At 69.9% G+C, this 20983-nt stretch carries 24 protein-coding genes, 1 tRNA gene and 1 pseudogene; 15 read left to right on the top strand and 11 right to left on the bottom strand.

Annotated elements, in window-relative coordinates; all coding sequences use genetic code 11:
- Window positions 1–32 precede the first annotated feature (32 nt).
- Window positions 33–845, top strand: a complete 813-nt coding sequence (gene ku, locus WFJ36_RS10850; protein WP_136051108.1) for a non-homologous end joining protein Ku — start codon at window positions 33–35, stop codon at window positions 843–845.
- A gap of 12 nt (window positions 846–857) precedes the next feature.
- Here the strand turns inward: ku and WFJ36_RS10845 are convergent.
- From WFJ36_RS10845 to WFJ36_RS10820, 6 genes and pseudogenes are all read right to left on the bottom strand, one after another.
- Window positions 858–1622 (bottom strand): annotated as a pseudogene (locus WFJ36_RS10845) (DedA family protein).
- A gap of 78 nt (window positions 1623–1700) precedes the next feature.
- Window positions 1701–1782 (bottom strand) — tRNA-Leu (locus WFJ36_RS10840).
- A gap of 67 nt (window positions 1783–1849) precedes the next feature.
- Window positions 1850–2431: a hypothetical protein gene (locus WFJ36_RS10835; protein WP_336643285.1), complete on the bottom strand. Its 582-nt coding sequence runs from the start codon at window positions 2429–2431 to the stop codon at window positions 1850–1852.
- The gene (locus WFJ36_RS10830; RefSeq protein ID WP_336643284.1) at window positions 2428–3276 is read right to left on the bottom strand and encodes an endonuclease/exonuclease/phosphatase family protein; all 849 of its coding nucleotides are present in this window, start codon (window positions 3274–3276) and stop codon (window positions 2428–2430) included. The genes WFJ36_RS10835 and WFJ36_RS10830 overlap by 4 nt, the downstream gene beginning before the upstream one ends.
- Window positions 3273–4028, bottom strand: coding sequence for a glycosyltransferase family A protein (locus WFJ36_RS10825; RefSeq protein ID WP_336643283.1), 756 nt, complete (start codon window positions 4026–4028; stop codon window positions 3273–3275). The genes WFJ36_RS10830 and WFJ36_RS10825 overlap by 4 nt, the downstream gene beginning before the upstream one ends.
- A gap of 136 nt (window positions 4029–4164) precedes the next feature.
- Window positions 4165–4557 (bottom strand): hypothetical protein, encoded by a 393-nt coding sequence (locus WFJ36_RS10820; RefSeq protein WP_336643282.1) that lies wholly within the window; start codon window positions 4555–4557, stop codon window positions 4165–4167.
- A gap of 102 nt (window positions 4558–4659) precedes the next feature.
- Between WFJ36_RS10820 and WFJ36_RS10815 the strand changes: the two genes are divergently transcribed.
- Genes WFJ36_RS10815 through WFJ36_RS10800 form a run of 4 tightly spaced genes read left to right on the top strand, consistent with a single transcriptional unit; the run spans window position 4660 to window position 7964 of the window.
- Window positions 4660–5838 carry a CpaF family protein gene (locus tag WFJ36_RS10815; RefSeq protein WP_336643281.1) on the top strand — a complete coding sequence of 393 codons (1179 nt, stop codon included), beginning with the start codon at window positions 4660–4662 and terminating at the stop codon, window positions 5836–5838.
- Window positions 5835–6692 carry a type II secretion system F family protein gene (locus WFJ36_RS10810; RefSeq protein ID WP_336643280.1) on the top strand — a complete coding sequence of 286 codons (858 nt, stop codon included), beginning with the start codon at window positions 5835–5837 and terminating at the stop codon, window positions 6690–6692. The genes WFJ36_RS10815 and WFJ36_RS10810 overlap by 4 nt, the downstream gene beginning before the upstream one ends.
- Complete coding sequence (locus WFJ36_RS10805; RefSeq protein WP_336643279.1) at window positions 6689–7627, top strand: type II secretion system F family protein; 939 nt, start codon at window positions 6689–6691, stop codon at window positions 7625–7627. The genes WFJ36_RS10810 and WFJ36_RS10805 overlap by 4 nt, the downstream gene beginning before the upstream one ends.
- A 40-nt stretch (window positions 7628–7667) precedes the next feature.
- Window positions 7668–7964: a DUF7882 family protein gene (locus WFJ36_RS10800; RefSeq protein ID WP_336643278.1), complete on the top strand. Its 297-nt coding sequence runs from the start codon at window positions 7668–7670 to the stop codon at window positions 7962–7964.
- 24 nt (window positions 7965–7988) lie between these two features.
- Here the strand turns inward: WFJ36_RS10800 and WFJ36_RS10795 are convergent, their stop codons facing one another.
- Window positions 7989–8261 carry a hypothetical protein gene (locus WFJ36_RS10795; protein ID WP_292789914.1) on the bottom strand — a complete coding sequence of 91 codons (273 nt, stop codon included), beginning with the start codon at window positions 8259–8261 and terminating at the stop codon, window positions 7989–7991.
- Between the two features lie 10 nt (window positions 8262–8271).
- Complete coding sequence (locus WFJ36_RS10790; RefSeq protein WP_071329695.1) at window positions 8272–8454, bottom strand: hypothetical protein; 183 nt, start codon at window positions 8452–8454, stop codon at window positions 8272–8274.
- 787 nt (window positions 8455–9241) lie between these two features.
- Here WFJ36_RS10790 and WFJ36_RS10785 point away from each other — a divergent pair.
- The 6 genes from WFJ36_RS10785 to WFJ36_RS10760 all read left to right on the top strand — a co-directional run bounded on the left by WFJ36_RS10785 (window position 9242) and on the right by WFJ36_RS10760 (window position 12365).
- Window positions 9242–9421: a hypothetical protein gene (locus tag WFJ36_RS10785; RefSeq protein WP_071329738.1), complete on the top strand. Its 180-nt coding sequence runs from the start codon at window positions 9242–9244 to the stop codon at window positions 9419–9421.
- A 19-nt stretch (window positions 9422–9440) separates the two neighbouring features.
- The gene (locus WFJ36_RS10780; protein WP_256209480.1) at window positions 9441–9824 is read left to right on the top strand and encodes a TadE/TadG family type IV pilus assembly protein; all 384 of its coding nucleotides are present in this window, start codon (window positions 9441–9443) and stop codon (window positions 9822–9824) included.
- Complete coding sequence (locus WFJ36_RS10775) at window positions 9814–10248, top strand: TadE family protein (RefSeq protein WP_336643277.1); 435 nt, start codon at window positions 9814–9816, stop codon at window positions 10246–10248. The genes WFJ36_RS10780 and WFJ36_RS10775 overlap by 11 nt, the downstream gene beginning before the upstream one ends.
- A gap of 8 nt (window positions 10249–10256) precedes the next feature.
- A complete protein-coding gene (locus WFJ36_RS10770) occupies window positions 10257–10685 on the top strand; it encodes a pilus assembly protein TadG-related protein (RefSeq protein ID WP_336643276.1) in 429 nt (142 codons plus the stop codon).
- 682 nt (window positions 10686–11367) lie between these two features.
- On the top strand, window positions 11368–11967 hold the full coding sequence (locus tag WFJ36_RS10765) for a hypothetical protein (RefSeq protein WP_292789904.1): 600 nt from the start codon (window positions 11368–11370) through the stop codon (window positions 11965–11967).
- Window positions 11967–12365: a hypothetical protein gene (locus WFJ36_RS10760; RefSeq protein WP_336643275.1), complete on the top strand. Its 399-nt coding sequence runs from the start codon at window positions 11967–11969 to the stop codon at window positions 12363–12365. The genes WFJ36_RS10765 and WFJ36_RS10760 overlap by 1 nt, the downstream gene beginning before the upstream one ends.
- A 28-nt stretch (window positions 12366–12393) precedes the next feature.
- Here WFJ36_RS10760 and WFJ36_RS10755 read toward each other — a convergent pair whose 3' ends face one another.
- On the bottom strand, window positions 12394–13635 hold the full coding sequence (locus tag WFJ36_RS10755; RefSeq protein WP_336643484.1) for an MFS transporter: 1242 nt from the start codon (window positions 13633–13635) through the stop codon (window positions 12394–12396).
- 122 nt (window positions 13636–13757) lie between these two features.
- Here WFJ36_RS10755 and prfB point away from each other — a divergent pair, with 122 nt between their 5' ends.
- Window positions 13758–14867, top strand: a complete 1110-nt coding sequence (gene prfB, locus WFJ36_RS10750) for a peptide chain release factor 2 (RefSeq protein WP_025105296.1) — start codon at window positions 13758–13760, stop codon at window positions 14865–14867.
- 66 nt (window positions 14868–14933) lie between these two features.
- Here prfB and WFJ36_RS10745 read toward each other — a convergent pair whose 3' ends face one another.
- Complete coding sequence (locus tag WFJ36_RS10745; RefSeq protein WP_336643274.1) at window positions 14934–16256, bottom strand: DUF2510 domain-containing protein; 1323 nt, start codon at window positions 16254–16256, stop codon at window positions 14934–14936.
- 176 nt (window positions 16257–16432) lie between these two features.
- Between WFJ36_RS10745 and ftsE the strand changes: the two genes are divergently transcribed.
- From ftsE to smpB, 3 genes are all read left to right on the top strand, one after another.
- Window positions 16433–17527 (top strand): cell division ATP-binding protein FtsE, encoded by a 1095-nt coding sequence (gene ftsE / locus WFJ36_RS10740; RefSeq protein WP_292789900.1) that lies wholly within the window; start codon window positions 16433–16435, stop codon window positions 17525–17527.
- Window positions 17524–18438 (top strand): permease-like cell division protein FtsX, encoded by a 915-nt coding sequence (gene ftsX, locus WFJ36_RS10735; RefSeq protein WP_071329701.1) that lies wholly within the window; start codon window positions 17524–17526, stop codon window positions 18436–18438. The genes ftsE and ftsX overlap by 4 nt, the downstream gene beginning before the upstream one ends.
- Window positions 18439–18506: 68 nt before the next feature.
- Window positions 18507–18983 carry an SsrA-binding protein SmpB gene (smpB, locus tag WFJ36_RS10730; RefSeq protein WP_062636644.1) on the top strand — a complete coding sequence of 159 codons (477 nt, stop codon included), beginning with the start codon at window positions 18507–18509 and terminating at the stop codon, window positions 18981–18983.
- A gap of 10 nt (window positions 18984–18993) precedes the next feature.
- Here the strand turns inward: smpB and WFJ36_RS10725 are convergent, their stop codons facing one another.
- Complete coding sequence (locus tag WFJ36_RS10725) at window positions 18994–20856, bottom strand: S9 family peptidase (RefSeq protein ID WP_336643273.1); 1863 nt, start codon at window positions 20854–20856, stop codon at window positions 18994–18996.
- Between the last annotated feature and the right edge of the window lie 127 nt (window positions 20857–20983).

Here is a 20983-nt window from a genome sequence, read left to right as displayed (position 1 = left end):
CGTGACGGGTGGGGCTGGTGTCTACTGGTGTGATGAGGACGATCTGGAAGGGCGCCCTGACGTTCGGGCTGGTGAACGTGCCGGTCAAGGTGTACTCCGCGACCGAGGACCACGACGTGCCGCTGCATCAGGTGCACGACAAGGACGGCGGCCGCATCCGCTACCAGCGCACGTGCGAGGTGTGCGGCGAGACGGTCGCGTACTCCGACATCGACCGCGCCTACGTCGACGACGGCCAGACGGTCGTGCTCACCAAGGACGACCTCGCCGCGCTTCCGGCGGAGAAGAGCCGCGAAATCGATGTCGTGGAGTTCGTGCCCTCGGAACAGGTCGATCCGCTCACGCTCGACAAGCCGTACTACCTGGAGCCGGATTCGAAGTCTCCCAAGGCGTACGTGCTGCTGCGCAAGACCCTGGAGCAGACCGACCGCACCGCGATCGTGCGGTTCACGCTGCGCCAGAAGACCCGGCTCGCCGCGTTGCGCGTGCGGGGCAAGGTCCTCGTGCTCCAGACGCTCCTGTGGTCGGACGAGGTCCGGGAGGCGGAGTTCCCGTCCCTCGACGAGGACGTGCGGATCTCGAAGAAGGAGCTGGAGCTGTCGTCTTCGCTCGTGGACAGCTATTCGGCCGACTTCGATCCCGAGGAGTTCGTCGACGAGTACCAGAAGGAGCTGCGCACCCTCATCGACGCGAAGATCGAGGCCGGGGAGACGTTCGACGTGGCCGAGACGTTCGGCGGAGACGCCGAGAAGGCGGCCGACGGCGGCGAGGTCATCGACCTGATGGAGGCGCTGCGCGCGAGCGTGGCACGCTCCAAGGAGAAGCGCTCGAAGAACGCGGGCTGACCCGCGACGGGATCAGTGCTTGCCGTCGCCGTCGAGGTCGGGGGCCCGGTCGAACACGTCGGCGTCGAGGACGAGCTCCTCCGCCTCCGCATGGTCGGTCACCACGTCTTCGCCCGCGGCCGCGGCCTTCTTCGCCTTGTGACGCTCGGAAAGGTAGTGTCACAGGGTGACGATCGCCGTCCCGCCGACGGCGACGAGCAGGATGATGTCGATGTACTCCACGACCAGGTGCCGGATCCAGGGGATGTAGGCGATGAGGTAGCCGACCATGGTGAGGCCGAAGCCCCAGATCATCGCCCCGATGAAGTTGTAGAGCGAGTAGCGCCGCCAGGGCATGTGGCCCACGCCGGCCGCGACCGGGGCGAACGTGCGCACGATCGGCACGAAGCGGGCCAGGATCACGGTGAGGCCGCCGAAGCGCTCGAAGAACGCGTTGGTGCGCTCGACGTTCTTCTTGCTGAACAGGCCGGATTCCTTGCGTTCGAACACCGCGGGGCCGCCCTTGTGTCCGATGACGTAGCCGACCTCGCCGCCGATGAACGCCGAGAGTGCGATGAGCAGCGAGACGACCCAGATGTTCACGCCGAAGACGTTGCTCGTGTGGGTCAGCAGACCCGCGATGATGAGCAGCGTGTCACCGGGCAGGAGGAAGCCGACCAGCAGACCGGTCTCGGCGAAGATGATGAAGCAGACCACGAGGAGCGCCCACGGACCCGCCGCCCCGATGATCGTCTGCGGATCGAGCCACGGGATGAGCGCGGTGGGGGCGTGCAGCATGCTTTCGAGCACTGGCGGGATTCCCGTCGGTCGTGAGGTGTCGGCGGTGGAGCGATGCGGGCGCCGAAGCACCCGTCGTGCGGAAGGTGGGACTTGAACCCACACGCCCTGGGGCACAGGAACCTAAATCCTGCGTGTCTGCCAATTCCACCACTCCCGCGCGGTGGCTTCAGTCTACTGACCCGCGCGCTCTTCGACCCTGGGGATCCTCCCGCAGTTCCGCGCCGTCACGCAGGGCGATGACGCTCCAACCGGACGACGGCGACGAGGACTCCCGCCGCGAGCGCACCGAGTCCGCCCATGGCCATGTCACCGATGGTGTCCTCGTAGGTGACGAAGATCTCGTCGGTGATGAACGTACGACCCGCCCACTCGATCATCTCCCACACGGCGCTGGCCGCGAGCCCGATCACGGTGCAGAGGACGATCGGCATGCGGGGACGGAACGTCGGCGACTCCTGCGCGGTGACGATGCCGAGGCGGGAGAGCACGAGGTAGCCGGTGGCGGCGAGGGCGCCGGTGCAGACGAAGTGCACGACGAGGTCCCACCCGGTGAGCGTGCGGTACAGGTCGAACACGTTGCTCGCGGCGGCGATGAGCACGATCAGGCCGATCGCGAGGTCGATGCCGCCGCGCATCCCGAGGACGCGGGGGAGCATGAGGGCGGGGAGGGCGAGCGCGAGGATGCCGGCGTCGGTCGGGGTGGACCAGATCGCCGCGACGAGGACGCTGAGGATGCCGATCACCCGGACGGCGTCGGCACCGTACTCCGCTGCGGAGTGCGGCGGGCGGAGGAAGTCCTCCTTCATGCGTGCTCCTCGGGTGGGACGGCGGCGGGCGAGGCCGGATCGATCAGGGCGTGCACGGGGAGATGATCGGACGGCCAGCCCCCTCCATACTGCCGCGCGTCGATGCCGGCTCGGCGCACGGGAAGCGCGGGGGAGACGAGGATGCCGTCGATGCGGCGCCCTCGGCGCGGCGTCCGGTAGCCGGCGAACGTGCCCCAGGCCGGGGTTCGGCGGGACACGGCGGCCGTCCACGAATCGCGGAGGACGTCGTCGGATTCGAGGGCGCGCCATGCTGCTGAGCCGGCGGAGGCGTTGATGTCCCCGAGGAGGATGACGGGGGCCGCAGAGGCGGCGGCGACGTCGTGCACCGCCTGCGCCTGACGGAGCCGCGCCCACGGCGAGAAGGCGTCGAGGTGGGTGTTGAGCACGGTGAGCATGGCGTCCGTGCGGCGGTCGCGGAAGGACGCCTCCACCGCCACCCGCGGCGTGACGCTCAGCCAGGAGCGGGAACCGGGGCGATCGGGGGTGCGGGAGAGCGCGATCTGTCGCCAGGTGCGCAGCTCCAGCCGGTCGGTGTCGTAGAAGAGCGGACAGCCCTCGCCGCGGGGCCCGGGGAGGCGGCCGTGGCCGACGCGGCGGAACGACGGGCCGAGCGCGGCGGAGACGGCGGCAGCCTGCGCGGGGAGGGCCTCCTGCACACCGAGGACGTCCGGCTGCTCCGTGCGCAGGAGCGCGGTGAGCCGGGAGCGTCGGGTCTCCCAGCGGTCGGCGCGCGGCCAGGCGAGCGCGCCGAGGTCGCGGCGGATGTTGAGGGTCATGACGTGCAGCTCGGTGGCAGACGGTGTTCCGAGGAGCGCGGCGATCATCGGCGGGCTCCGGGCGCGGGGACGCCGAGCCGGTGCAGTACGCGGCGCAGGGTGAGCCGCACCCAGCGCACGGGAGGGAAGTCCTCCGGCCAGTGCACGAGGACGGTGCGGGCGCCGATCCAGGCGCGACGGGCGAAGGAATGGCCGCTGCCGAACGGGCGCATGGAGATGCCCATGTCGGTGTGCAGCAGCCAGCGGACGCGGTGGCGCTCGCCGACGTGGAAGGCGAGATCGAGGTCGTCGTGAAGCGCGGCGTCGTCGCGGTGCACACGGTCCCGGACGGCGAGCCACGTCGAGCGGCGGAGGGCGAGGTTCGACCCGAACAGCGGTACGTGACCGAGAGCCGAGCCGCACACGACGACGTAGGAGAAGAGGTAGGCCGCCGCGAGGGGGCGGCGCAAGAACCGAGGGCCGTCCACGAAATGAGCGCCGCCCGTCCAGGCGCCGACCCGCGGATCCCGCATGCACGCGGCTGCCATCGTCTCGATCCACCGCGGCCCCGGGACACCGTCCGCGTCGAGTCGCAGGATCACGTCGCCCGTCGCCGCGTCGTACCCGGTCGCGCTCGCCGCGGGGATGCCCGGGGTGTCGCACCGCACGACCCGTGCACCCTGCCGGACAGCCACGGCGGCCGAATCATCGGTCGAGGCGTTGTCCACGACGATGATCTCGTCGGGAGGAAGCGTCTGCCGGGCGAGGGCGCGGAGACACCGCCGCAGTTCCGCCGCGTCGTCCTTGACCGGGATGACCACGCTTAGGGTCGGTTCGGGGGCGGCTGGTGTGGCGCGGTGCACGTCGTCTCCTCGCAGGTCTGCTCCTCAGCCTAGGGAGCACGACGACGGAGGACGTACCGGTTGACACCACGGCGGGCGGCTCGATACGGAGGCGTCAGGAGGAGCCCTCGATGCAGACGGCCTGCCCCTCGACGAAGGTATCGATCGCGGTCCGGCGGAGTTCCTGTTCGCGGTCGGGGTCCGCGTCGTCGCCGTTCTGGACGCCGACGCGGTAGTCGTAAAGCGCGCGCAGGTCGTCGCTCACCGCGGTCGCAGCCTCCTGCACCTCGCCGTCGACCTCCAGATCGGCGTACTCGTCCGCGAGCTCCTTCAGGCGCTCGGTCTGCTCCGGGCTCGGCGTGCCGCCGACCGTGTCCTGGGCGAAGAAGGCCTCGAGCTCCGTGTCGACGGCGGCCACGCTCTGGCACTGCAGGAGATCGGCACCCCCGGTGCAGCCGGACAGGAGCAGAACGCCGAGGAGCCCGCACGAGACAGTGAACCGCTTCATGCCTGCACGGTACCGGGTGCTGGACGGTCTCCGCTTCGGAGGCCGCGCATGGGGTGTGGATAACTCCGCGGGCCGGGAGCGGATCGTTGCGAGGATGCAGGGATGGAGCAGCCCGCGTCGATCATCGCCGACCTCGTGCGGCGTCGGCTGCGGTCCGAGGGGGTGGATCCGGCGACCGACCCGGAGCGGGCGCGGGAGGTGGCCCGGGCGGAGGTGCGGCGTCACGATGATCGGGCGCTCGCGCGGGGTGGGGTGCTCGTCGAGGACGAAGAGGCGTGCGTACGGGACGTGCTGGCGGCGGTGAGTGGCTTCGGTGCTCTGCAGCCGCTGCTCGACGACCCGGGTGTCGAGGAGGTGTGGGTCAACGGCGACGGGGCCGTGCACACGGCGCGGGGTGGGGTGGCGGAGCGGACGGGGTTGCGGCTGGACGAGGCGACGGTGCGGGATCTGGTGGAGAGGATGCTGCAGGCGACGGGACGGCGCGTGGACATCGGCCAGCCGTTCGTCGATGCCTCGCTCCCGGACGGCTCGCGGCTGCACGTGGCGATCGCCGACGTCGTGCGCGGGTCGTGGGTGGTCAACATCCGCAAGTTCCTTCCCGGGCACCGCTCGCTCGATGCGCTCACGGCACAGGGCGCGCTGACTCCCGAGGCCGCGCGGGCCCTCGGTGAGGCGATGCGGACGGGAGCATCCGTGATCGTGTCAGGGGCGACCCATGCGGGCAAGACGACGATGCTCGGAGCGCTGCTCGCCGCCTGCGCGGCCGAACAGCGCATCATCACGGCGGAGGAGACGTTCGAGCTCGCGGTGGACGGCCCCGATGTTGTCGCGCTGCAGGGGCGTCAGCCGAGCCTGGAAGGCACGGGCGAGATCACGCTACGGCGGTTGGTGAAGGAGGCCTTGCGGATGCGACCGGACCGGCTCGTGGTGGGGGAGGTGCGGGATGCGGAGGCGCTCGACCTCGTGCTCGCGCTGAACACCGGGGTGCCCGGGGCCTGCACGGTCCACGCCAACTCTGCCGCGGAGGCACTCGACAAGCTGTGCCTGCTGCCCCTGCTCGCCGGCCGGAACATCGACCGCGGCTTCGTCGCTCCGGCGATCGCGTCGTCCGTCGATCTCGTCGTGCACTGCACGCGCGATGCGGCAGGGCGTCGATACGTCGAGGAGATCGTCGCCCCGACGGGTGAGGTGGTCGAGGGGCGGGTGCTCAGCACGCCGGTCTTCGGAGCCGGGCGACCCCTCGACCGAGCGGCCGCGGCCGGGACGGGGGTTCTCGCATGACGATCCTCCTCGGGACGACGCTCGCGGCCGGCGTGCTCCTGATCCTGTCACCGTGGCTGTGGCCGGCGGGGGAACGCTCCGCGACTGCTCCGCATCGCGGTCGTCTGGCTCGTCTCGCGGGCGAGGCGGGGTTCCCGGCGGTGCAGACCCGCTCTCTCCTGATCGGCATCGCCGGTTCCGCGCTCGGCGCCGCCTCCCTCGCCTGGCTCGTCACGGGAAGCGCCGCTCTCGCGATTCTCGCCGGGCTGGCCGGAGGCGCGGCGCCGATCGCCTACCTGCGTGGCCGCCGTCTGCGGCTGCGACGTCTCCGGCGCCAGCTCTGGCCCGACGTCTGCGACCTGCTGATTGCCGCGATCCGCGTCGGCCTGTCGCTCCCCGATGCGGTGGCCACCCTCGCGGAATCGGCTCCACCGCCGCTCCGCCCCGCGTTCGACGCGTTCGCACGGGATCTGCGGAGCAGCGGACGGTTCGACGCCAGCCTGGACCGGCTGAAGGCCATCCTCGCTGATCCTCTCGGCGACCGGATCATCGAGACGTTGCGGATGGCGCGGCAGGTCGGCGGCACCGAGCTCATCGTCGTGTTGCGGGCGCTCTCCTCGTCGGTGCGTGCCGACGCGGCACTCCGCGGCGAGGTCGAGGCGCGGCAGTCCTGGATCCGCGGGGCGGCCGTCCTCGGGGCCGTGGCGCCGTGGGTGATCCTCACTCTCCTGATTCTGCGCCCGGAGGGGGCGAAGGCCTATGGCACGCCGGAAGGGATCGCCGTCATCGTCGTGGGCGCGGTCGTGTCCGTCGTCGCGTTCCGCCTCATGATCCGAATCGGTCGGCTGCCCGAGCCGCGTCGGTGGTTCGGGTGAGCGGGCTCTCCGCGCTCGCGGTGGCCCTGCTCCTCGGCGGGGGATTCGCCGCGGGTGTCCTCTCGCTTCTGGCGGGCCTCCCGCGGTGGCGGGCGGCGTCGCTCGCGTCGCGGATCGCGCCGTACGTGCGGGACGTCGTCGACGACGAGGTGTTGCCGCGGGAGGCCTTCCCTCGGCCCGGCACCCTGTCCGCCGGAGGGTTCCGCCTCGGTGCGCGCGGTGCGCAGGCGCTCGACCGTCTGCTCGGTGGGACGGAAGCTCTCCGACGGCGGCTCGCGCAGGCCGGGTCGACACTCGATCCCGTCGCCTTCCGCGGTCGTCAGCTCGTGGTTATCGTGGGCGGAATCGCCGCCGGGGCGCTCGCCGTCATCGTTCTCGTCGTGATCGGTCGGTGGTCGCTTCCGGTCGGGTCGATCCCGCTCCTCGCGGGAGCGGCAGCTGGTGTGGCGTACGACCTGCGACTGTCGGCGCGGGTGCGTGCGCGGAAGGTGCGTCTGACGGAGGAGTTGCCGACGACGCTGGAGTTCCTGGCGCTCTGTCTCTCGGCGGGAGAGGGGTTTCTCGATGCTGTGAAGCGCGTGGCCGGTGTGGGATCCGGGGAGCTCACGGTCGAGCTGCGTCGCGTAGTACTGGAAGTCGGGACGGGGTCGCCGCTGGCGGACGCGCTGAGTGCCATGGCGGCCCGGCTGGAGCTGCCGGGGCTCACGCGGGCCGTGGACCAGATCGTCGCCGCGCTCGAACATGGAGCGCCGCTCGCCGCCGTCCTGCGCGCGCAGGCCGATGACACGCGGGAGGAGGCCAAGCGCACGCTCATCGAGCAGGCCGGACGGAAGGAGATCTTCATGCTCCTGCCGCTGGTGTTCCTGATCCTGCCGTTGTCCGTCGTGTTCGCGATCTACCCCGGGCTGTTCATCCTGCGCCTCGGCATCGGGTGAGTGGTCGGCCGAAGGCGTCCCGGGGGCTTACCGTTTGACTATGGGAAGTCTCGAGTACAACAGCTCTCGTCCGCCGATCGACGTCGAGGACACCCTGCTGGCGCATCTGAAGATCGTGATCTCCACCAAGCTCCGTCGCCAGGAGAGCTTCATGATGACGTGGCCATCGGGGAAGAAGAGCCCCGGCCGGCTCTCCGCGTGGATGCACCCGGCCATCCCGCTGGTGCTCGAGTTCGACGCCGACCCGGTCCCGGCGGTCGACCCGGCGCGGGTCAGCCACATGATGGAGCGCTTGAACGCGCGCGGCGAGCTCCTCATCGACGAGTTCACCTCCTGACGCTGCGGCGGCTTCCCGCGGGGCTCAGACGTCCCAGTCGGGCAATCCGCCGAGGTCTGCGGCGAGGCTTCCCTCGCCGGAGACCTTGACCTGGAAGAGGAACACCCGCGACGTCGGGTGGACGAGGACGCTCGCGAGGCCGTCCGACGTGGCGAACGAGACGAATGTCGGCTCGGTACGTGCGGCGGCTTCGATCCGTTCTCGGAGGGCGACGACATCGGTGCCGCGAGGCAGAGGATAGGTGAGCCCGTCGATCTCGACCCGCGCCCGCATCTCATCGTCAGGTCCGGGGCGCATGCGTGACAGGCTATCCCTCGTCGTGGTGTCCGGACCCGGGGTTGTGCGATTCGCGCGACGGGGGTACAGAACCCCGCCGCTTCGCCCTCCGGGCGCCGACGACGATGACGATGATGACGGCGACGAGGATCACCACGCCGACGACGATCGCGATCAGCACCGGAATCGACGGCAGCAGAGGGTTGGGTTCCATGAGGTGGGAGCCTATTGCGTTCCGTCGCTTTCGGACAGGCAGCGACGCAGCCCGCCCGGATGCACCGTCTCGGCATGAGCGGCCTCACCTCGAGATCCACCTCACACCGTCGATGTCGGGCGGTAACCGAGTTGCAGCGTTCGTCTCGAGCTCTTCTACCAGGGGAATGAGGACCTCCCAGAGCGCCCAATGCTGCGGTGTACCCGTTTCTCCTGGTGTCTTGTCACTGCGCATATGGGTCGGAAGTGGCGTACGCCAACCGAAGCGCGACCCGGCGGAGTCTGTAACCTGCAGCGTCAACGACTCGCCGTCGGCTTCCAGATGCGTCAACTCGAGTTCCGCCGGCACCACGATCGTCCCGTGCGCCTTATCCCATTCTTCGCGGACCGCTGAGAGAAAGGTCTCTGCATTCACGTCGCTACCCATGCGTAGTGCTGCCCTTCAGCCCGCAACGTTAATGACCCACTGGGGACACACCGTGACGCCCATACAGTATGCCGTGATAAGTCCCTCAATAAGTGGCAGTCCATGAGGATCTGTCGGCGAGCACGTCATCGCGTCCGGCTGCGGACGTGTGGTGCCTGCGTGGCTAGACGGGCTTCGGCACGGCGCGAAGTGCACGTGAATCACGGATGCGCTCGGTGACTTCTGGCACGATCTGGCAAGCCGGCTCCGGCTCGGACAAAGACCGCCTCGAACTGGTGTCGCCGCGTGAGGGCGCGGGTCACCCGCACGGCCCTGTGGATAACGTCCGCACCGCGACGGCTCTCCGATGCACACTGGCGGCATGATCTCTCGTGCGCGCTCGATGCTCCGTGCCCTCCAGGATGACGAACGGGGAGACGTGCCCGGCTGGGTGCTCGTCACATTGATGACCGCGGGCCTCGTCGTGCTCATCTGGGCGGTCGCCGGGCCTGCGCTCACCTCCCTCTTCGAGCAGGCCATCCAGCGGGTGTCGGGGCTCTGACATGCGTGCGCCTGCGGGGGTGACCGAAGACCGCGGATCGAATCCGGTGGAGTTCCTCCTCGTCGGCACCCTGCTCACCGCGCTCACCCTCGCAGTGCTGCAACTGGCGTTCGCGATCTACGTGCGCAACGTCGTCCATGACGCCGCGGTCGAGGGGGCGTACTACGCGGCTCTCGCAGACACGACAGCCGCGGAAGGGGAGGAGCGGGCGCGCGAGGTCATCCGTCGCGCGGTCGGCCCCTCCTACGCGGACGACATCACGGTGGCCTCGGCGCGGCGAGCGGGACAGGAGACCGTCGAGGTCCGGATCCGGACGATGCTCCCGGTGTTCGGCCTCGTCGGCGTCCCTGCGGCCTTGCAGGTGGAGGCCCACGCACCGGCGGAGTCCTTCGATGCGCGATGACGCCGGGTCGAGCTCGCTCGAGTTCATCGCCGTCGGTGTGATCATGCTCGTGCCGCTGCTGTACCTCGTGATCGCCGTGGGGTCGGTGCAGGAGCAGTCGCTGGGCGTCGAGGCCGCGGCGCGGCAGGCCGCACGTGCCATCGCGTCGGCACCCGACTTGTCGGCGGCGGCCGGCCGCGAGGAGCGAGTGCTGGAGGGGATCGTCGAGGAGTACGGCATCGACCCCGGCGCGGTCGACGTCGAGGTCTCCTGTCGGCCCCGTCCATCGCCCTGCCCGGCGGCGGGGACGACGGTGGTCGTCACGGTCTCGACGCGGGTGCCGCTGCCGCTGGTGCCGGGCGTGCTCGGACTCGACAAGGCGACGTCCGTCCCCGTGGAGGCCGTATCGGTGCAGAAGGTGTCTCGGCGATGGGGCGCGGGATGAGGGGACGCGTGCCGGCCCTGAAGCAGCACGGAGAGGACGACGACGACGGGAGCGTGCTGCTGCTCGTGCTCGGCTACCTCGTCCTTGCGCTCGCGGTGCTCTTCGTGTGCGTCTGCGCCACCGACCTCTACATCGCCCAGAAGCGGCTGGACGGGCTTGCGGACGCGGCGGCGCTCGCCGGAGCGGACGGCTTCACGCTGCAGGTGGAGGGGGAGGTGCCCCGGGCGACGCTCACCGACGCGGGGGTGACCGAGCAGGCGGCGCCGCTCGTCCTCGGAGCGGGGTTCGAGGCGACCGTCGTCGATGCGGGCACCCCGGACGGCGTGAGCGCGCGCGTCACCGTCGCGGCGACCTGGCACCCGCCGCTGCTCTCGCCGTTCGTACCGGACGGGGTGCCGCTGCAGGCGACGGCCACGAGCCGGACGGCGCTGCGCTGAGTCGCACGCCGAGCGTTCGCCGTCTGCCCGACGAGGCCTCTCGATCGTCCGCGATGTCTGCGTCGGAGGAGGCGTCAGGGACCAGTGCAGCAGACGAGGAATACTGATATGAAACGGACGAAAGTTGTGGTCATGTGAGGCGTGAAACACTTCATGTGCATAACATTCGGTATCAGAAGTCGCGCCTGCTCAGATGAGCCGGAGCGCAGCGCGCGCATGCATCGTTGTCGAAAGGTCCCGAACGTGAATGCAAGAGAAGTGAGACCGCGGCCGACCGGTGGCATGCCTCGGGTGTGGCGAGATCCGAAGGCCAGCCTGCACTCTCCCGGCAGGTGACCCTCAACGGCGCTCGCGGCGGGGCGGCATCGAACTATATGCGCTTCCATCTGGTCAATACCTACTCCTGGCAGGGCCAGATCGCTAGTTCTGTCGTGGACGGGCACTCCACAAGCTTCAGTCATGCGAAGGTCTCGAGAGCTTTCAGCAACTGCTGGTGGGACTACCCGGAAGGGAACATCCCGAAGAGCCAGAAGATCGGCGTTTCATGCGCGTACACCAATTGAGCTCCGGGTCACGTCGCGTGCGAGTGGTCACTGGAGCGGCGATAGCGGCAGCTGCGATCGTCGGCGTTGGACTAGGCGTCACCACCCAGGGCGGCGCCCCGGTGGCGCGAGGTCCACGGATGGCAGCCGCTGCTGCGGTGATCGACAGGCTGGGGAGCGTAGAGAGGCCCACTGACGTGCTCCCGGCTGGTATCGACCTTGAGGAACTGGATGAGACCGTCGATTCGACGAGTATCCGTCTACTAGGTCAGGACGAGGTGTCTTCATATTGGATGGGTACGAAAGAGGGTGGCGATGTCTGTCTGATCACGGACTTCGTACAGGACGTGTCGGCGGTGGCCTGCACCAGTCCGGAGCGATTGCAGCAGAAGGGCATGGCCTGGTCCCTCGCGGGGGACCCCGCATCGGACGGCTATCGGGCAATTGTGGCATTGGTGTTGCCTGACATCGCCGCGCCGGACGAGATGCGAGTAAACCTCGTGAAGACCGCTGCGGAGCTTCCGGATCGCGCCGAAGCAGAAGCGACGCGGGTGTGGGATGAGGTGTCCCCAAATTTGCTGATCGCGGACGCTTCAGCCCTCGATCCCCGCCTGCAGTACGTGATCCCTTTCAGCGAGCCATCGGATGAGTCGGCCGTCAATGCGGTTGGCATCACCTTCGTCTTTGATCCATCGACGGTGCCGGCAACCAAGAGGCTCGAGAAGAGGTCGACTGACTGATGGTGAAGATCTCGAGGCTCGTTCTCGCTCCCGCGACTGCGCTGATGGTTGTGGCGACGAGCGGGTGTTCAGGCTCTGCCGGAGGCTTCTCCGACCTCACATCCCCGGATGTGGCAGGCATAGAACTGCCGACGAATCTTCCTGAGAACGCGCTCGAAGGGTTCGAGATAAACAGCGCACGATGGGTAGGTACGAGCGCTGATGCGGACGTATGGCTGGCGAAAGGCAAAGAGCATCCGGTCTGTTTCTTGAGTTACTCCACCGAACGCTGGTTCAGCGCGTGCGGGAGCGGCGGCACCTATGCCCTCGGAGAGGAGACGTATTGGATAGTCCCGGACGGCGGCGCCGTCCCGACAGATGCAGCACCGGTCTCTCGAAACGTGTACCGGTCTTCATAAGGCGCGAAGCGCGGGTCTTCCCGACTGCTCAGTCGTCGGCCGGGTCCGGCATGCGCGGGGGCGTCCGGGGGACGAATCGGGGGATCCAGCGGAGGAACCCGGCGGCGCCGACGAGTCCGATCAGGCCCATGGCTCCCGCGGCGAACGACAGGGACGCGACCGCGGTGATGCCCGAGACGAGGAGCGGAGCGACCGCGCCGCCGGCATCGGTCAGCGTGCGCCACGACCCGAGGAACGCGGCGGGGTCGTGCTTCGGGGCGACGTCCGCGCCGAGAGTGAGGAGGATGCCGCTCGACAGTCCGTTGCCGACGCCGAGGACCGCGGCGAACATGCCGAACCAGAGCACGGCGGAGTCGAGGTCGTGCGTGACCGACAGGGCGAGGAACCCGGCGCCCATCAGCACCATCGCGGGCATCGCCGCCCAGAGCCGGCCGAAGCGGTCCATCACCTGGCCGCTGGCATAGAAGAGGGCGAAGTCGATGGCTCCGGACACGCCGACGACGAGGGCGATGGTCGATGCGTCGAGACCCAGCGAAAGGCCCCACAGCGGCAGGACGACCTGCCGTGCCGACCGCACCGCGGACAGCGAGGCCGCAGCGAGTCCGAGCCGACCGAGCACTCCGCGCTGCCGCCACATCGTCTGGAAGATGCCGGCCCGCTCGACGGTGGGGATCGACCCGGTCACCGCCTCTCCGCTGTCCTCGGCGAACCGGATCGTCGTCCGCAGCGGGGCGACCGTCTTCTCCGGATCCGGTCCGAAGAGCACGAGCGCGACCATGACGACGAGGCAGGCGAGGAAGAACCAGATCGCCGCGGCCTCGGTGCCGAAGAGCTGCAGGAGGCCGGCGGAGATGAACGGGCCGATGAAGATGCCCAGACGGAAGCTGCCGCCGAGCAGGGAGAGCGAGCGGGCGCGGAACGCCAGCGCCACCCGCGTGGTCATGAACGCGTGCCGAGCGAGCCCGAACGCCGCGGCGCACAGGCCCAGGAGGAATACGGACGCTGCGAGCACCCCGAGCGACGGCGCGAACACCATGCCGACGGCGGCGAGGATGGCGATGACGCCCGCGATCACCATCGTGAGGCGCTCGCCGATGCGGCCCACGGCCCAGCCGGCCGGGAGGTTGCCGCAGAGTTGACCGACCACGAGCGCCGAGGCGACGAGGGCCGCGAAGGCGACGTCGGCGCCCATGGACGCGGCGATGACCGGGATCAGCGGGATGACCGCACCTTCGCCGAGGGAGAAGAGGACGGTCGGCAGGTACACCATCGGTCCGAACTGGCGGAGGACCGTGGATGCGCTGCTCACGTCCTTCACGCTACTCCGGTCGGCGCACGGCCCTGGACATGCCCGTCCCCGCGCGCACGGGCGGCACGTTAGGCTGAGGTGTCATGCTCGAACTAGATCTCTCCGCCGAAATTCAGGCGCTCAGGCACACCTTCGGCGACATCAGCGAGGTCGTCGATGTCAACCGTCTCCGCGAGGACATCGCGCGTCTCAGCGAGGAGGCCGGCGCGCCCGACCTCTGGGACGACACCGAGAACGCCCAGAAGGTCACCAGTGCCCTGAGCCACCGTCAGTCGGAGCTCGCCCGCATCACCGGCATCGCCCAGCGCCTCGACGATCTCGAGGTGCTCGTCGATCTGGCGAACGAGATGGGTGACGAGGAGTCGGCGATCGAGGCGCGCAAGGAGCTCCAGACGCTCACCGACCTCATCAACCAGCTCGAGGTGCAGACGCTGCTCGACGGCGAGTACGACGAGCGCAGCGCCATCGTCACCATCCGCTCCGGCGCGGGCGGCGACGACGCCACCGACTTCGCCGAGATGCTCATGCGTATGTACCTGCGTTGGGCGGAGCGTCACAAGTACCCCGTGAAGGTCATGGACACCTCGTATGCGGAGGGCGCGGGCATCAAGTCGGCGACCTTCGAGATCGACGCGCCCTACGCCTTCGGCACGATCTCGGTCGAGGCGGGCACGCACCGCCTCGCCCGCATCAGCCCGTTCGGCTCCGCGGACAAGCGCCAGACGTCGTTCGCCGCCGTCGAGGTCATCCCGCTCATGGAGGAGGCGACCGAGGTCGACATCCCCGAGAGCGACATCCGGGTCGACGTCTTCCGCTCCTCCGGCCCCGGCGGCCAGTCCGTCAACACGACCGACTCCGCCGTGCGCATCACCCACCTGCCGACCGGCATCGTCGTGTCGATGCAGAACGAGAAGTCGCAGATCCAGAACCGCGCCGCGGCCATGCGCGTGCTGCAGAACCGCCTCCTCCTGCTGCAGAAGGAGCAGGAGGCCGCCAAGAAGAAGGAGCTCGCGGGCAACATCACCGCGAGCTGGGGCGACCAGATGCGCTCCTACTTCCTCTACGGCCAGCAGCTCGTGAAGGACCTCCGCACGGGCCAGGAATCCGGCAACCCGGCCGCCGTGTTCGACGGCGATCTCGACGACTTCATCTCGGCGGGCATCCGCTGGCGCAAGCGCAAAGACGAGGACTGAGGGCTCACACCCACACGACGAAGGCCCCGGGAGCTCCCGGGGCCTTCGTCGTGTGGTGAGGCTGGGTCAGCGTGCCGACGCCTCGACGGTCACCCTGGCGACCTCCTGCAGCATCTCGTCCGTGATGACGATCACGTAGGACGGGCTCTCGGCGACGTCGAACGACACCGTGCCCTCCGTCGTGGAGCCGGCCTTCTGCTCGCTGGACTCCAGCGTCGCGTCGCCGAAGATGTCGTAGTCGCCCTCGGTACCATCGGCCGTCTCGACGGAGAAGTAGAGCGGGTTGACGTACGTCGTCCCGTCGAGCGTCTCCCAGGCGACGTCGATCACCAGGTAGCCGCCGTTGTTCGCCTCGAAGTCCGAGCCGTTGCTCGGTCCGTACGTGGCCGAGCGGATCGTGACCTCGGCTGTGCCCTCGATCTGCGGCACGGCGACCGGCTCGCCGAGCGTGCCCTCGGCGACCTCCCCCGTGCCCGTGTCGCCGGTGTCATCGGTCTCCGGCGCCGGGCTCTGGCTCGTGCCCTCGTCGTAGTCGGGAAGCGGGACCGGGCGCACGTTGTTCGCGACGGACACGACGAAGAGGATGCTCACGACGATCGCGACGATCCCGCCGAGCACGGAAACCCCGAGACCGGTGATCCCCGGCCACTTGGTGCCCTTCAGGAACAGCGAGATGAGGGAGACGATGAATCCGGCCGCCAGGAGGACCCAGGCGAACGGGAGCGTCAGGGGGATGAAGGCGAGGATGAGGCCGAGCGCGGCGATCCCGAGGCCGACGAGGCCGAGCACCGACGTCTTCTTCGGCCCGACGGGGGCCGGCGCCTGGCCAGGGTACGGCGCCTGTCCGGGGTAGGCGTTCTGTCCGGGATATGCACCCTGACCAGCGGGGGCCTGCCCCGGGTAGCCGCCGACGCCCTGCGTGCTCGGGTATGCGCCCGGGGCCGGGTACCCGCCATGAGCCTGGTACGCATTCGCGCCGGGAGCGGCGGGAGGATAGGTCGCGGCTCCGCCATCGGCGCCCACCGGCGGGACGACCGGTGCCGCACCGGGGAGATCGTGCGCGCCGGAGGCGGGTGCCGTCCAGTCCTGTGCGGGCTCGGGGGAGACGACGAAGTCGGTCGCGGGCTCGTCCGGGGCGATCTCGCGCTCGGCCGCGACGGTGGCGGAGGGCTCGGCGGACGAAGCCGCCTCCTCCGCCAGGGGCGCACTGTGGGGCGCCTCGGCTGTGGTGTCGGGGGAGAGGTCCTCTGCGACCGCTTCGTCGGTCGTCGCAGCGGTCGGCTCTGTCGTCGCGGACGTCTCCGGCGCGAAGTGCTCCGTCCACTGCTGGCCGTCCCACCAGCGCAGGCGCCCGGAACCGTCGTCGTACCAGCCGGCAGGTGTCGTCATGGGGGTCCCCTCCGTGTGTGCGCTCGCGCGCGGTGGACGCGAATCGACACTCCATGTATAGCAGCGGGCGACGACATCGGTGGGCCTGCGACCACGGCGGAGGAGCGGAGCGGCCTCCTGCGCGGCGGGGTGTCGTGCCGAGGCGGGGCCCGTGGCGCGCTTAGGCTCGAATCGCCATGATTCGGTTCGAGAACGTCACGAAACGCTACCGCGGGACGTCGAAGCCCGCCCTGTCCGGTGTCGACTTCGAGGTGCAGCGTGGGGAGTTCGTCTTCCTCGTCGGTGCCTCCGGCTCCGGCAAATCCTCCTGTCTGCGCCTCATCCTGCGCGAGGATGTGCCCACGACGGGTCGCGTCGCCGTCCTCGGCCGCGATCTGCGGGCTCTGGCGAACCGGAAGGTGCCGTACTTCCGTCGGCACATCGGCTCGGTGTTCCAGGACTTCCGGCTGCTGCCGTCCAAGACGGTCTACCAGAACGTCGCCTTCACGCTGCAGGTCACCGGCTCGTCCCGCGGCTTCATCCAGCAGGCCGTTCCCGAGGCGCTCGCCCTCGTCGGACTCGACGGCAAGGAGAAGCGCATGCCGCACGAGCTCTCCGGCGGCGAGCAGCAGCGTGTCGCGATCGCCCGGGCGCTCGTCAACCGCCCGCAGGTGCTGCTCGCGGACGAGCCCACCGGAAACCTCGACCCGGCGACCTCGGTCGACATCATGCAGCTCCTCGCGCGGATCAACGCGGGAGGCACGACGGTGCTGATGGCCACCCACGAGGCCGGCTTCGTCGATCAGATGCGCCGCCGCGTGATCGAGCTCCGCGACGGCGAGATGGTCCGCGACGAGGTGCACGGCGGATACGGCGACACCTCGAACATCCCGCGCCTGGTGCCGGAAGAGGTCCGCGGCGCCGCTGCAGCCGCCGCCCTCACAGCCGTACAGGAGGTGCAGCGCCAGACCGCCGACCTCTCCGTGGTCCGCGCCGCGCTGGCCGAGGAGCTGGATGCCCAGCGCCGCGCCGCCGCCGCATCTCCCGCGGTCACCAAGCCCGCTGCCGACGCGACCCCGCAGGTGGTCGAGCCCCCGGAGCCTGTGCGGGAGCCTGGCGTGGTCGAACCGCCGGACGTCGTGCAGCCGCAGCCTGCCGCCGAGCGCCCGGCGCCCGCGGGTCCGCGGACGCACCCGATCGTGATCCCGGAGGTGGACGTCGCCGAGCTCGGCGTCGCGGACCGCCTCGGACTGTCCGACCAGGACGACGAGGAAGTGGGCCCGACCTCATGAGAATCGGCCTGATCCTGACCGAGGCCCTCGTCGGCCTGCGGCGCAACATCTCGATGGTGATCTCCGTCGTGCTCGTCACCTTCGTGTCGCTGACGTTCGTCGGCGCCGCGATCCTCATGCAGTCCCAGATCGGCGTCATGCGCGGCTATTGGGCCGAGCGCGCCCAGGTGGCGGTGTACATGTGCTCCGCGGTGTCGGAGTCGGACACCTGCGTGGACGGCGCGGCGAGCGAGGAGCAGGTCGCCGCGGTGCGTGCCCAGCTCGAGGGCGACGCGCTGTCGCCGCTCATCAGCTCCATGACCTTCGACACGAAGGAGGAGACGTACGCCAAGCTCGTCGAGCAGGTGGGAGAGGAGCAGGCCAGCGTGCTCTCGCCCGACCAGGCGTTCGAGGTCTTCTTCGTCACGATGAAGGACCCGGGCCAGTCGCAGGTGCTCGCCGAGGCGTTCAGCGGGCAGGCCGGAGTGGAACAGGTGCAGGACCAGCTCCAATACCTCGAACCGCTCTTCTCCGCGCTGACGGTGGCGACGTACATCGCCGTCGGCATCGCGGTCCTCATGCTCATCGCCGCGACGCTGCTGATCGCCACGACCATCCGCCTGTCCGCCTATGCGCGGCGCAAGGAGATCGGGATCATGCGGCTCGTCGGCGCCTCGAACCGCTTCATCCAGACGCCGTTCGTGCTGGAGGGCGTGTTCGCCGCGCTCCTGGGCTCGGCCCTCGCGAGCGCGGCGGTCGTCGCCGGCATGCACTTCGGCGTGAACGGCTACCTGCGCGGGCGCGTGCCCTTCATCACCACCTGGGTGACCATGCAGGACGCGGCCCTCGTGGTCCCGGTCCTCGTCGGGATCGGTGTCGTGCTCGCGGCGCTGTCGGCCGGCTTCGCGATCCGACGGTGGCTTCGCACCTGATACCCTGAAAGGCTGCTCGGCAGATCCGCCGCCGAGCCGTCCACGGCACCACAGCACAGGAGATCATCATGCCCAGGGAACGCGGGGAGAAGGTCATCGCGACCAATCGTCGCGCGCGTCACGACTACACCATCGAGAAGTCGTACGAGGCGGGCATGGTGCTCACGGGCACCGAGGTGAAGTCGCTCCGTCAGGGGCGCGCGAACCTCAGCGACGGCTACGCTTTCGTGAAGGGCAACGAGGTCTTCCTCGACGCCGTGCACATCCCGGAGTACTCGCAGGGGCACTGGACGAACCACTCGGCCAAGCGCATCCGCAAGCTCCTGCTCCATCGGGAGGAGATCGCGAAGCTCGCCCACGCCGTCTCCGCAGGCGGGTACACGCTGATCCCGCTCAAGCTGTACTTTTCCGACGGCCGCGCCAAGGTCGAGATCGCTCTCGCGAAGGGCAAGCGCGAGTACGACAAGCGGCAGACCCTCCGCGAACGCCAGGACACCCGTGAGGCCGAGCGGGCGATGCGGCTGCGCAACCGGGTGGGCGAGTAGCCTCCCCGGCTCAGAGGCTCGGCGTGAAGCCGAACACCCGGCCGAGGAACGCGAGCTCGCGTTCCAGCGCGTCGACGATGGTCTCCGCGCTGCGGAACCCGTGACCTTCGCCCGGGTACAGCACGTACTCGTGGTCGATGCCGTTCGCCGCCAGCGCGTCGCGGATGGCCTCGGACTGGGACGGCGGCACGACGCGGTCCTCCCCGCCCTGCAGCAGCAGCACCGGCACGTCGATGCGCTCGGCGTGCGTCAGAGGCGAGCGCTCGATGTATACGTGCTCGGCAGCGGGGAGCGGACCGACGAGGCCGTCGAGGTACGACGCCTCGAAGTCATGGGTCTCGGCGGCGAGCATCCGCAGATCCGCGACGCCGTAGCGACTGATGCCGGCGGCGAACGTCCCGCCGCGCACGAGCGCCGAGAGCACCGTCCAACCGCCGGCCGAGCCGCCGCGGATGGCGATGCGCGCGGGGTCGGCGAGCCCGGCGTCGGCGAGCCCGCGGGCGGCCGCGATCACGTCGTCCACGTCGACGACGCCCCACTGCCCCTGCAGGCGGTCGCGGTACGCCCGGCCGTAACCGGTGGACCCGCCGTAGTTCACGTCGAGGACCCCGATTCCCCGGCTCGTGAAGAACGCGATCGAGGCGGAGGCCGCTCCCGTGACGTGGGCGGTCGGCCCGCCGTGCACGAGCACGATGTAGGGCGGGAGCTCGCCGTCGGCGCCCCGGGGCTCTCCGGGCGCGGCAGGCGGATAGACGAAGGCGTGCACGGGCCCGTGCGCACCTTCCACGACGAGCTGCTGGGCCGCCGGCATCCAGTCCTCGTCGACCGGAGCGCCGCCGGTGACGGTCTCGACGGCACCGCTGTCCACGTCGACGCACCAGATGCCCGAGGTCACGCGCGAGCCGTCTCCGCTGAGCAGGACGCGTGAGCCCGAGACGTCGTCCACGCTGAGGTGCCCGTCGGCCGGGACCGCGATCACGCGCGTCTCGCCGTCCGGGGACACGAGCTGCACCTCGTCGCGGCCGTCGGTGCGGACGGCCACGAGGCGGCTGTCCGCCAGCGGCTGGAACCAGCGGTTGCCGAGCACCCACAGGCCGTAGCCGGTGTCCGCGTCGGAGGAGGTGAGCGGGCGGGAGGCACCGGGCTGGAGTCCGTCGAGCGCGAGGTGCTGGAGCTGCCAGCGTCCCGAGGAATCATCGGCGAACACGAGCGCGTCGTCGCCGGCCCATTCCGGCTGGAGGGCGGCGGAGGTGGGGACCCGGGTGATCGCCCCGCCGGCCGCTGATCCGATCGCGAGCGTGGCGCTCTCCCAGGGCATGCTGTCCGCCTGCCATTCGACCCAGGCGACGCGGCTGCCGTCGGGCGAGAGCGCGGGGTGGGCGAAGAAGCCGGGACCCTCGACGATCACCCGGATGGCGGAGGCATCCTCGGCGGCTGAACCGTCAGCGGGGATCTCCACGATCGCGCGGCGGTGCGGGTCTGTCGAGAGGTCTTCCCGGACGGCCAGCAGCCGGCCGCTCTGCACGCGCAGCCCGCCGTACGACGGGCCGGCGGCGGTGAGGGGGCTCGGCTCGGAACCCCGATCCATCCGGTGCACGCGCTGGTCGGCGCCGGAGACGAAGTACAGGGTGTCGCCATCGACGGTCCAGGCACCGCCCCCGTACTCGTGCACGCGGGAGCGGGCGTTCCAGGGGGCCGGGAGGATCTGCGCGCCCGTCGAGCTGCGCACCGTGACGCGTCCGCCCTCGGCGGGCACGGACTCGGCCCACCACACCTCGTCGCCCACGAAGCGGGCCCCGTCGATGCGCGGTGCTGCTCCCGCGACGGCGGCGGCGGTGAAGGGGGAGGACCAGGAGCCGAACGGTGAGGACATGCCTCGAGCCTAGGGGCGGTGACACACGACGTCACACTCGTGCGGCGGGCCGAGGCCGTGTTTTAGGTTTCTGGAAACGCCCGGTTCGTCCCGGGCGTGGAGCGACAGCCGAGCCCGGCACCCGCCC

The sequence above is a fragment of the Microbacterium sp. MMO-113 genome (genome assembly GCF_037148555.1).
Taxonomy (GTDB): Bacteria; Actinomycetota; Actinomycetes; order Actinomycetales; family Microbacteriaceae; genus Microbacterium.
Note: the sequence above shows the minus strand (reverse complement) of the source record. Positions and strands in the feature narration are given on the sequence as shown.

What these genes read in the sequence shown, in the direction of transcription:
- ku (WP_136051108.1), top strand. Translation starts at nt 33, where the DNA reads ATGAGGACGATCTGGAAGGGCGCCCTGACGTTCGGGCTGGTGAACGTG.
- WFJ36_RS10835 (WP_336643285.1), bottom strand. Translation starts at nt 2,431, where the DNA reads ATGAAGGAGGACTTCCTCCGCCCGCCGCACTCCGCAGCGGAGTACGGT.
- WFJ36_RS10830 (WP_336643284.1), bottom strand. Translation starts at nt 3,276, where the DNA reads ATGATCGCCGCGCTCCTCGGAACACCGTCTGCCACCGAGCTGCACGTC.
- WFJ36_RS10820 (WP_336643282.1), bottom strand. Translation starts at nt 4,557, where the DNA reads ATGAAGCGGTTCACTGTCTCGTGCGGGCTCCTCGGCGTTCTGCTCCTG.
- WFJ36_RS10815 (WP_336643281.1), top strand. Translation starts at nt 4,660, where the DNA reads ATGGAGCAGCCCGCGTCGATCATCGCCGACCTCGTGCGGCGTCGGCTG.
- WFJ36_RS10810 (WP_336643280.1), top strand. Translation starts at nt 5,835, where the DNA reads ATGACGATCCTCCTCGGGACGACGCTCGCGGCCGGCGTGCTCCTGATC.
- WFJ36_RS10800 (WP_336643278.1), top strand. Translation starts at nt 7,668, where the DNA reads ATGGGAAGTCTCGAGTACAACAGCTCTCGTCCGCCGATCGACGTCGAG.
- WFJ36_RS10795 (WP_292789914.1), bottom strand. Translation starts at nt 8,261, where the DNA reads ATGCGCCCCGGACCTGACGATGAGATGCGGGCGCGGGTCGAGATCGAC.
- WFJ36_RS10790 (WP_071329695.1), bottom strand. Translation starts at nt 8,454, where the DNA reads ATGGAACCCAACCCTCTGCTGCCGTCGATTCCGGTGCTGATCGCGATC.
- WFJ36_RS10785 (WP_071329738.1), top strand. Translation starts at nt 9,242, where the DNA reads ATGATCTCTCGTGCGCGCTCGATGCTCCGTGCCCTCCAGGATGACGAA.
- WFJ36_RS10775 (WP_336643277.1), top strand. Translation starts at nt 9,814, where the DNA reads ATGCGCGATGACGCCGGGTCGAGCTCGCTCGAGTTCATCGCCGTCGGT.
- WFJ36_RS10765 (WP_292789904.1), top strand. Translation starts at nt 11,368, where the DNA reads ATGGCAGCCGCTGCTGCGGTGATCGACAGGCTGGGGAGCGTAGAGAGG.
- WFJ36_RS10760 (WP_336643275.1), top strand. Translation starts at nt 11,967, where the DNA reads ATGGTGAAGATCTCGAGGCTCGTTCTCGCTCCCGCGACTGCGCTGATG.
- WFJ36_RS10755 (WP_336643484.1), bottom strand. Translation starts at nt 13,635, where the DNA reads ATGGTGTACCTGCCGACCGTCCTCTTCTCCCTCGGCGAAGGTGCGGTC.
- prfB (WP_025105296.1), top strand. Translation starts at nt 13,758, where the DNA reads ATGCTCGAACTAGATCTCTCCGCCGAAATTCAGGCGCTCAGGCACACC.
- WFJ36_RS10745 (WP_336643274.1), bottom strand. Translation starts at nt 16,256, where the DNA reads ATGACGACACCTGCCGGCTGGTACGACGACGGTTCCGGGCGCCTGCGC.
- ftsE (WP_292789900.1), top strand. Translation starts at nt 16,433, where the DNA reads ATGATTCGGTTCGAGAACGTCACGAAACGCTACCGCGGGACGTCGAAG.
- ftsX (WP_071329701.1), top strand. Translation starts at nt 17,524, where the DNA reads ATGAGAATCGGCCTGATCCTGACCGAGGCCCTCGTCGGCCTGCGGCGC.
- smpB (WP_062636644.1), top strand. Translation starts at nt 18,507, where the DNA reads ATGCCCAGGGAACGCGGGGAGAAGGTCATCGCGACCAATCGTCGCGCG.
- WFJ36_RS10725 (WP_336643273.1), bottom strand. Translation starts at nt 20,856, where the DNA reads ATGTCCTCACCGTTCGGCTCCTGGTCCTCCCCCTTCACCGCCGCCGCC.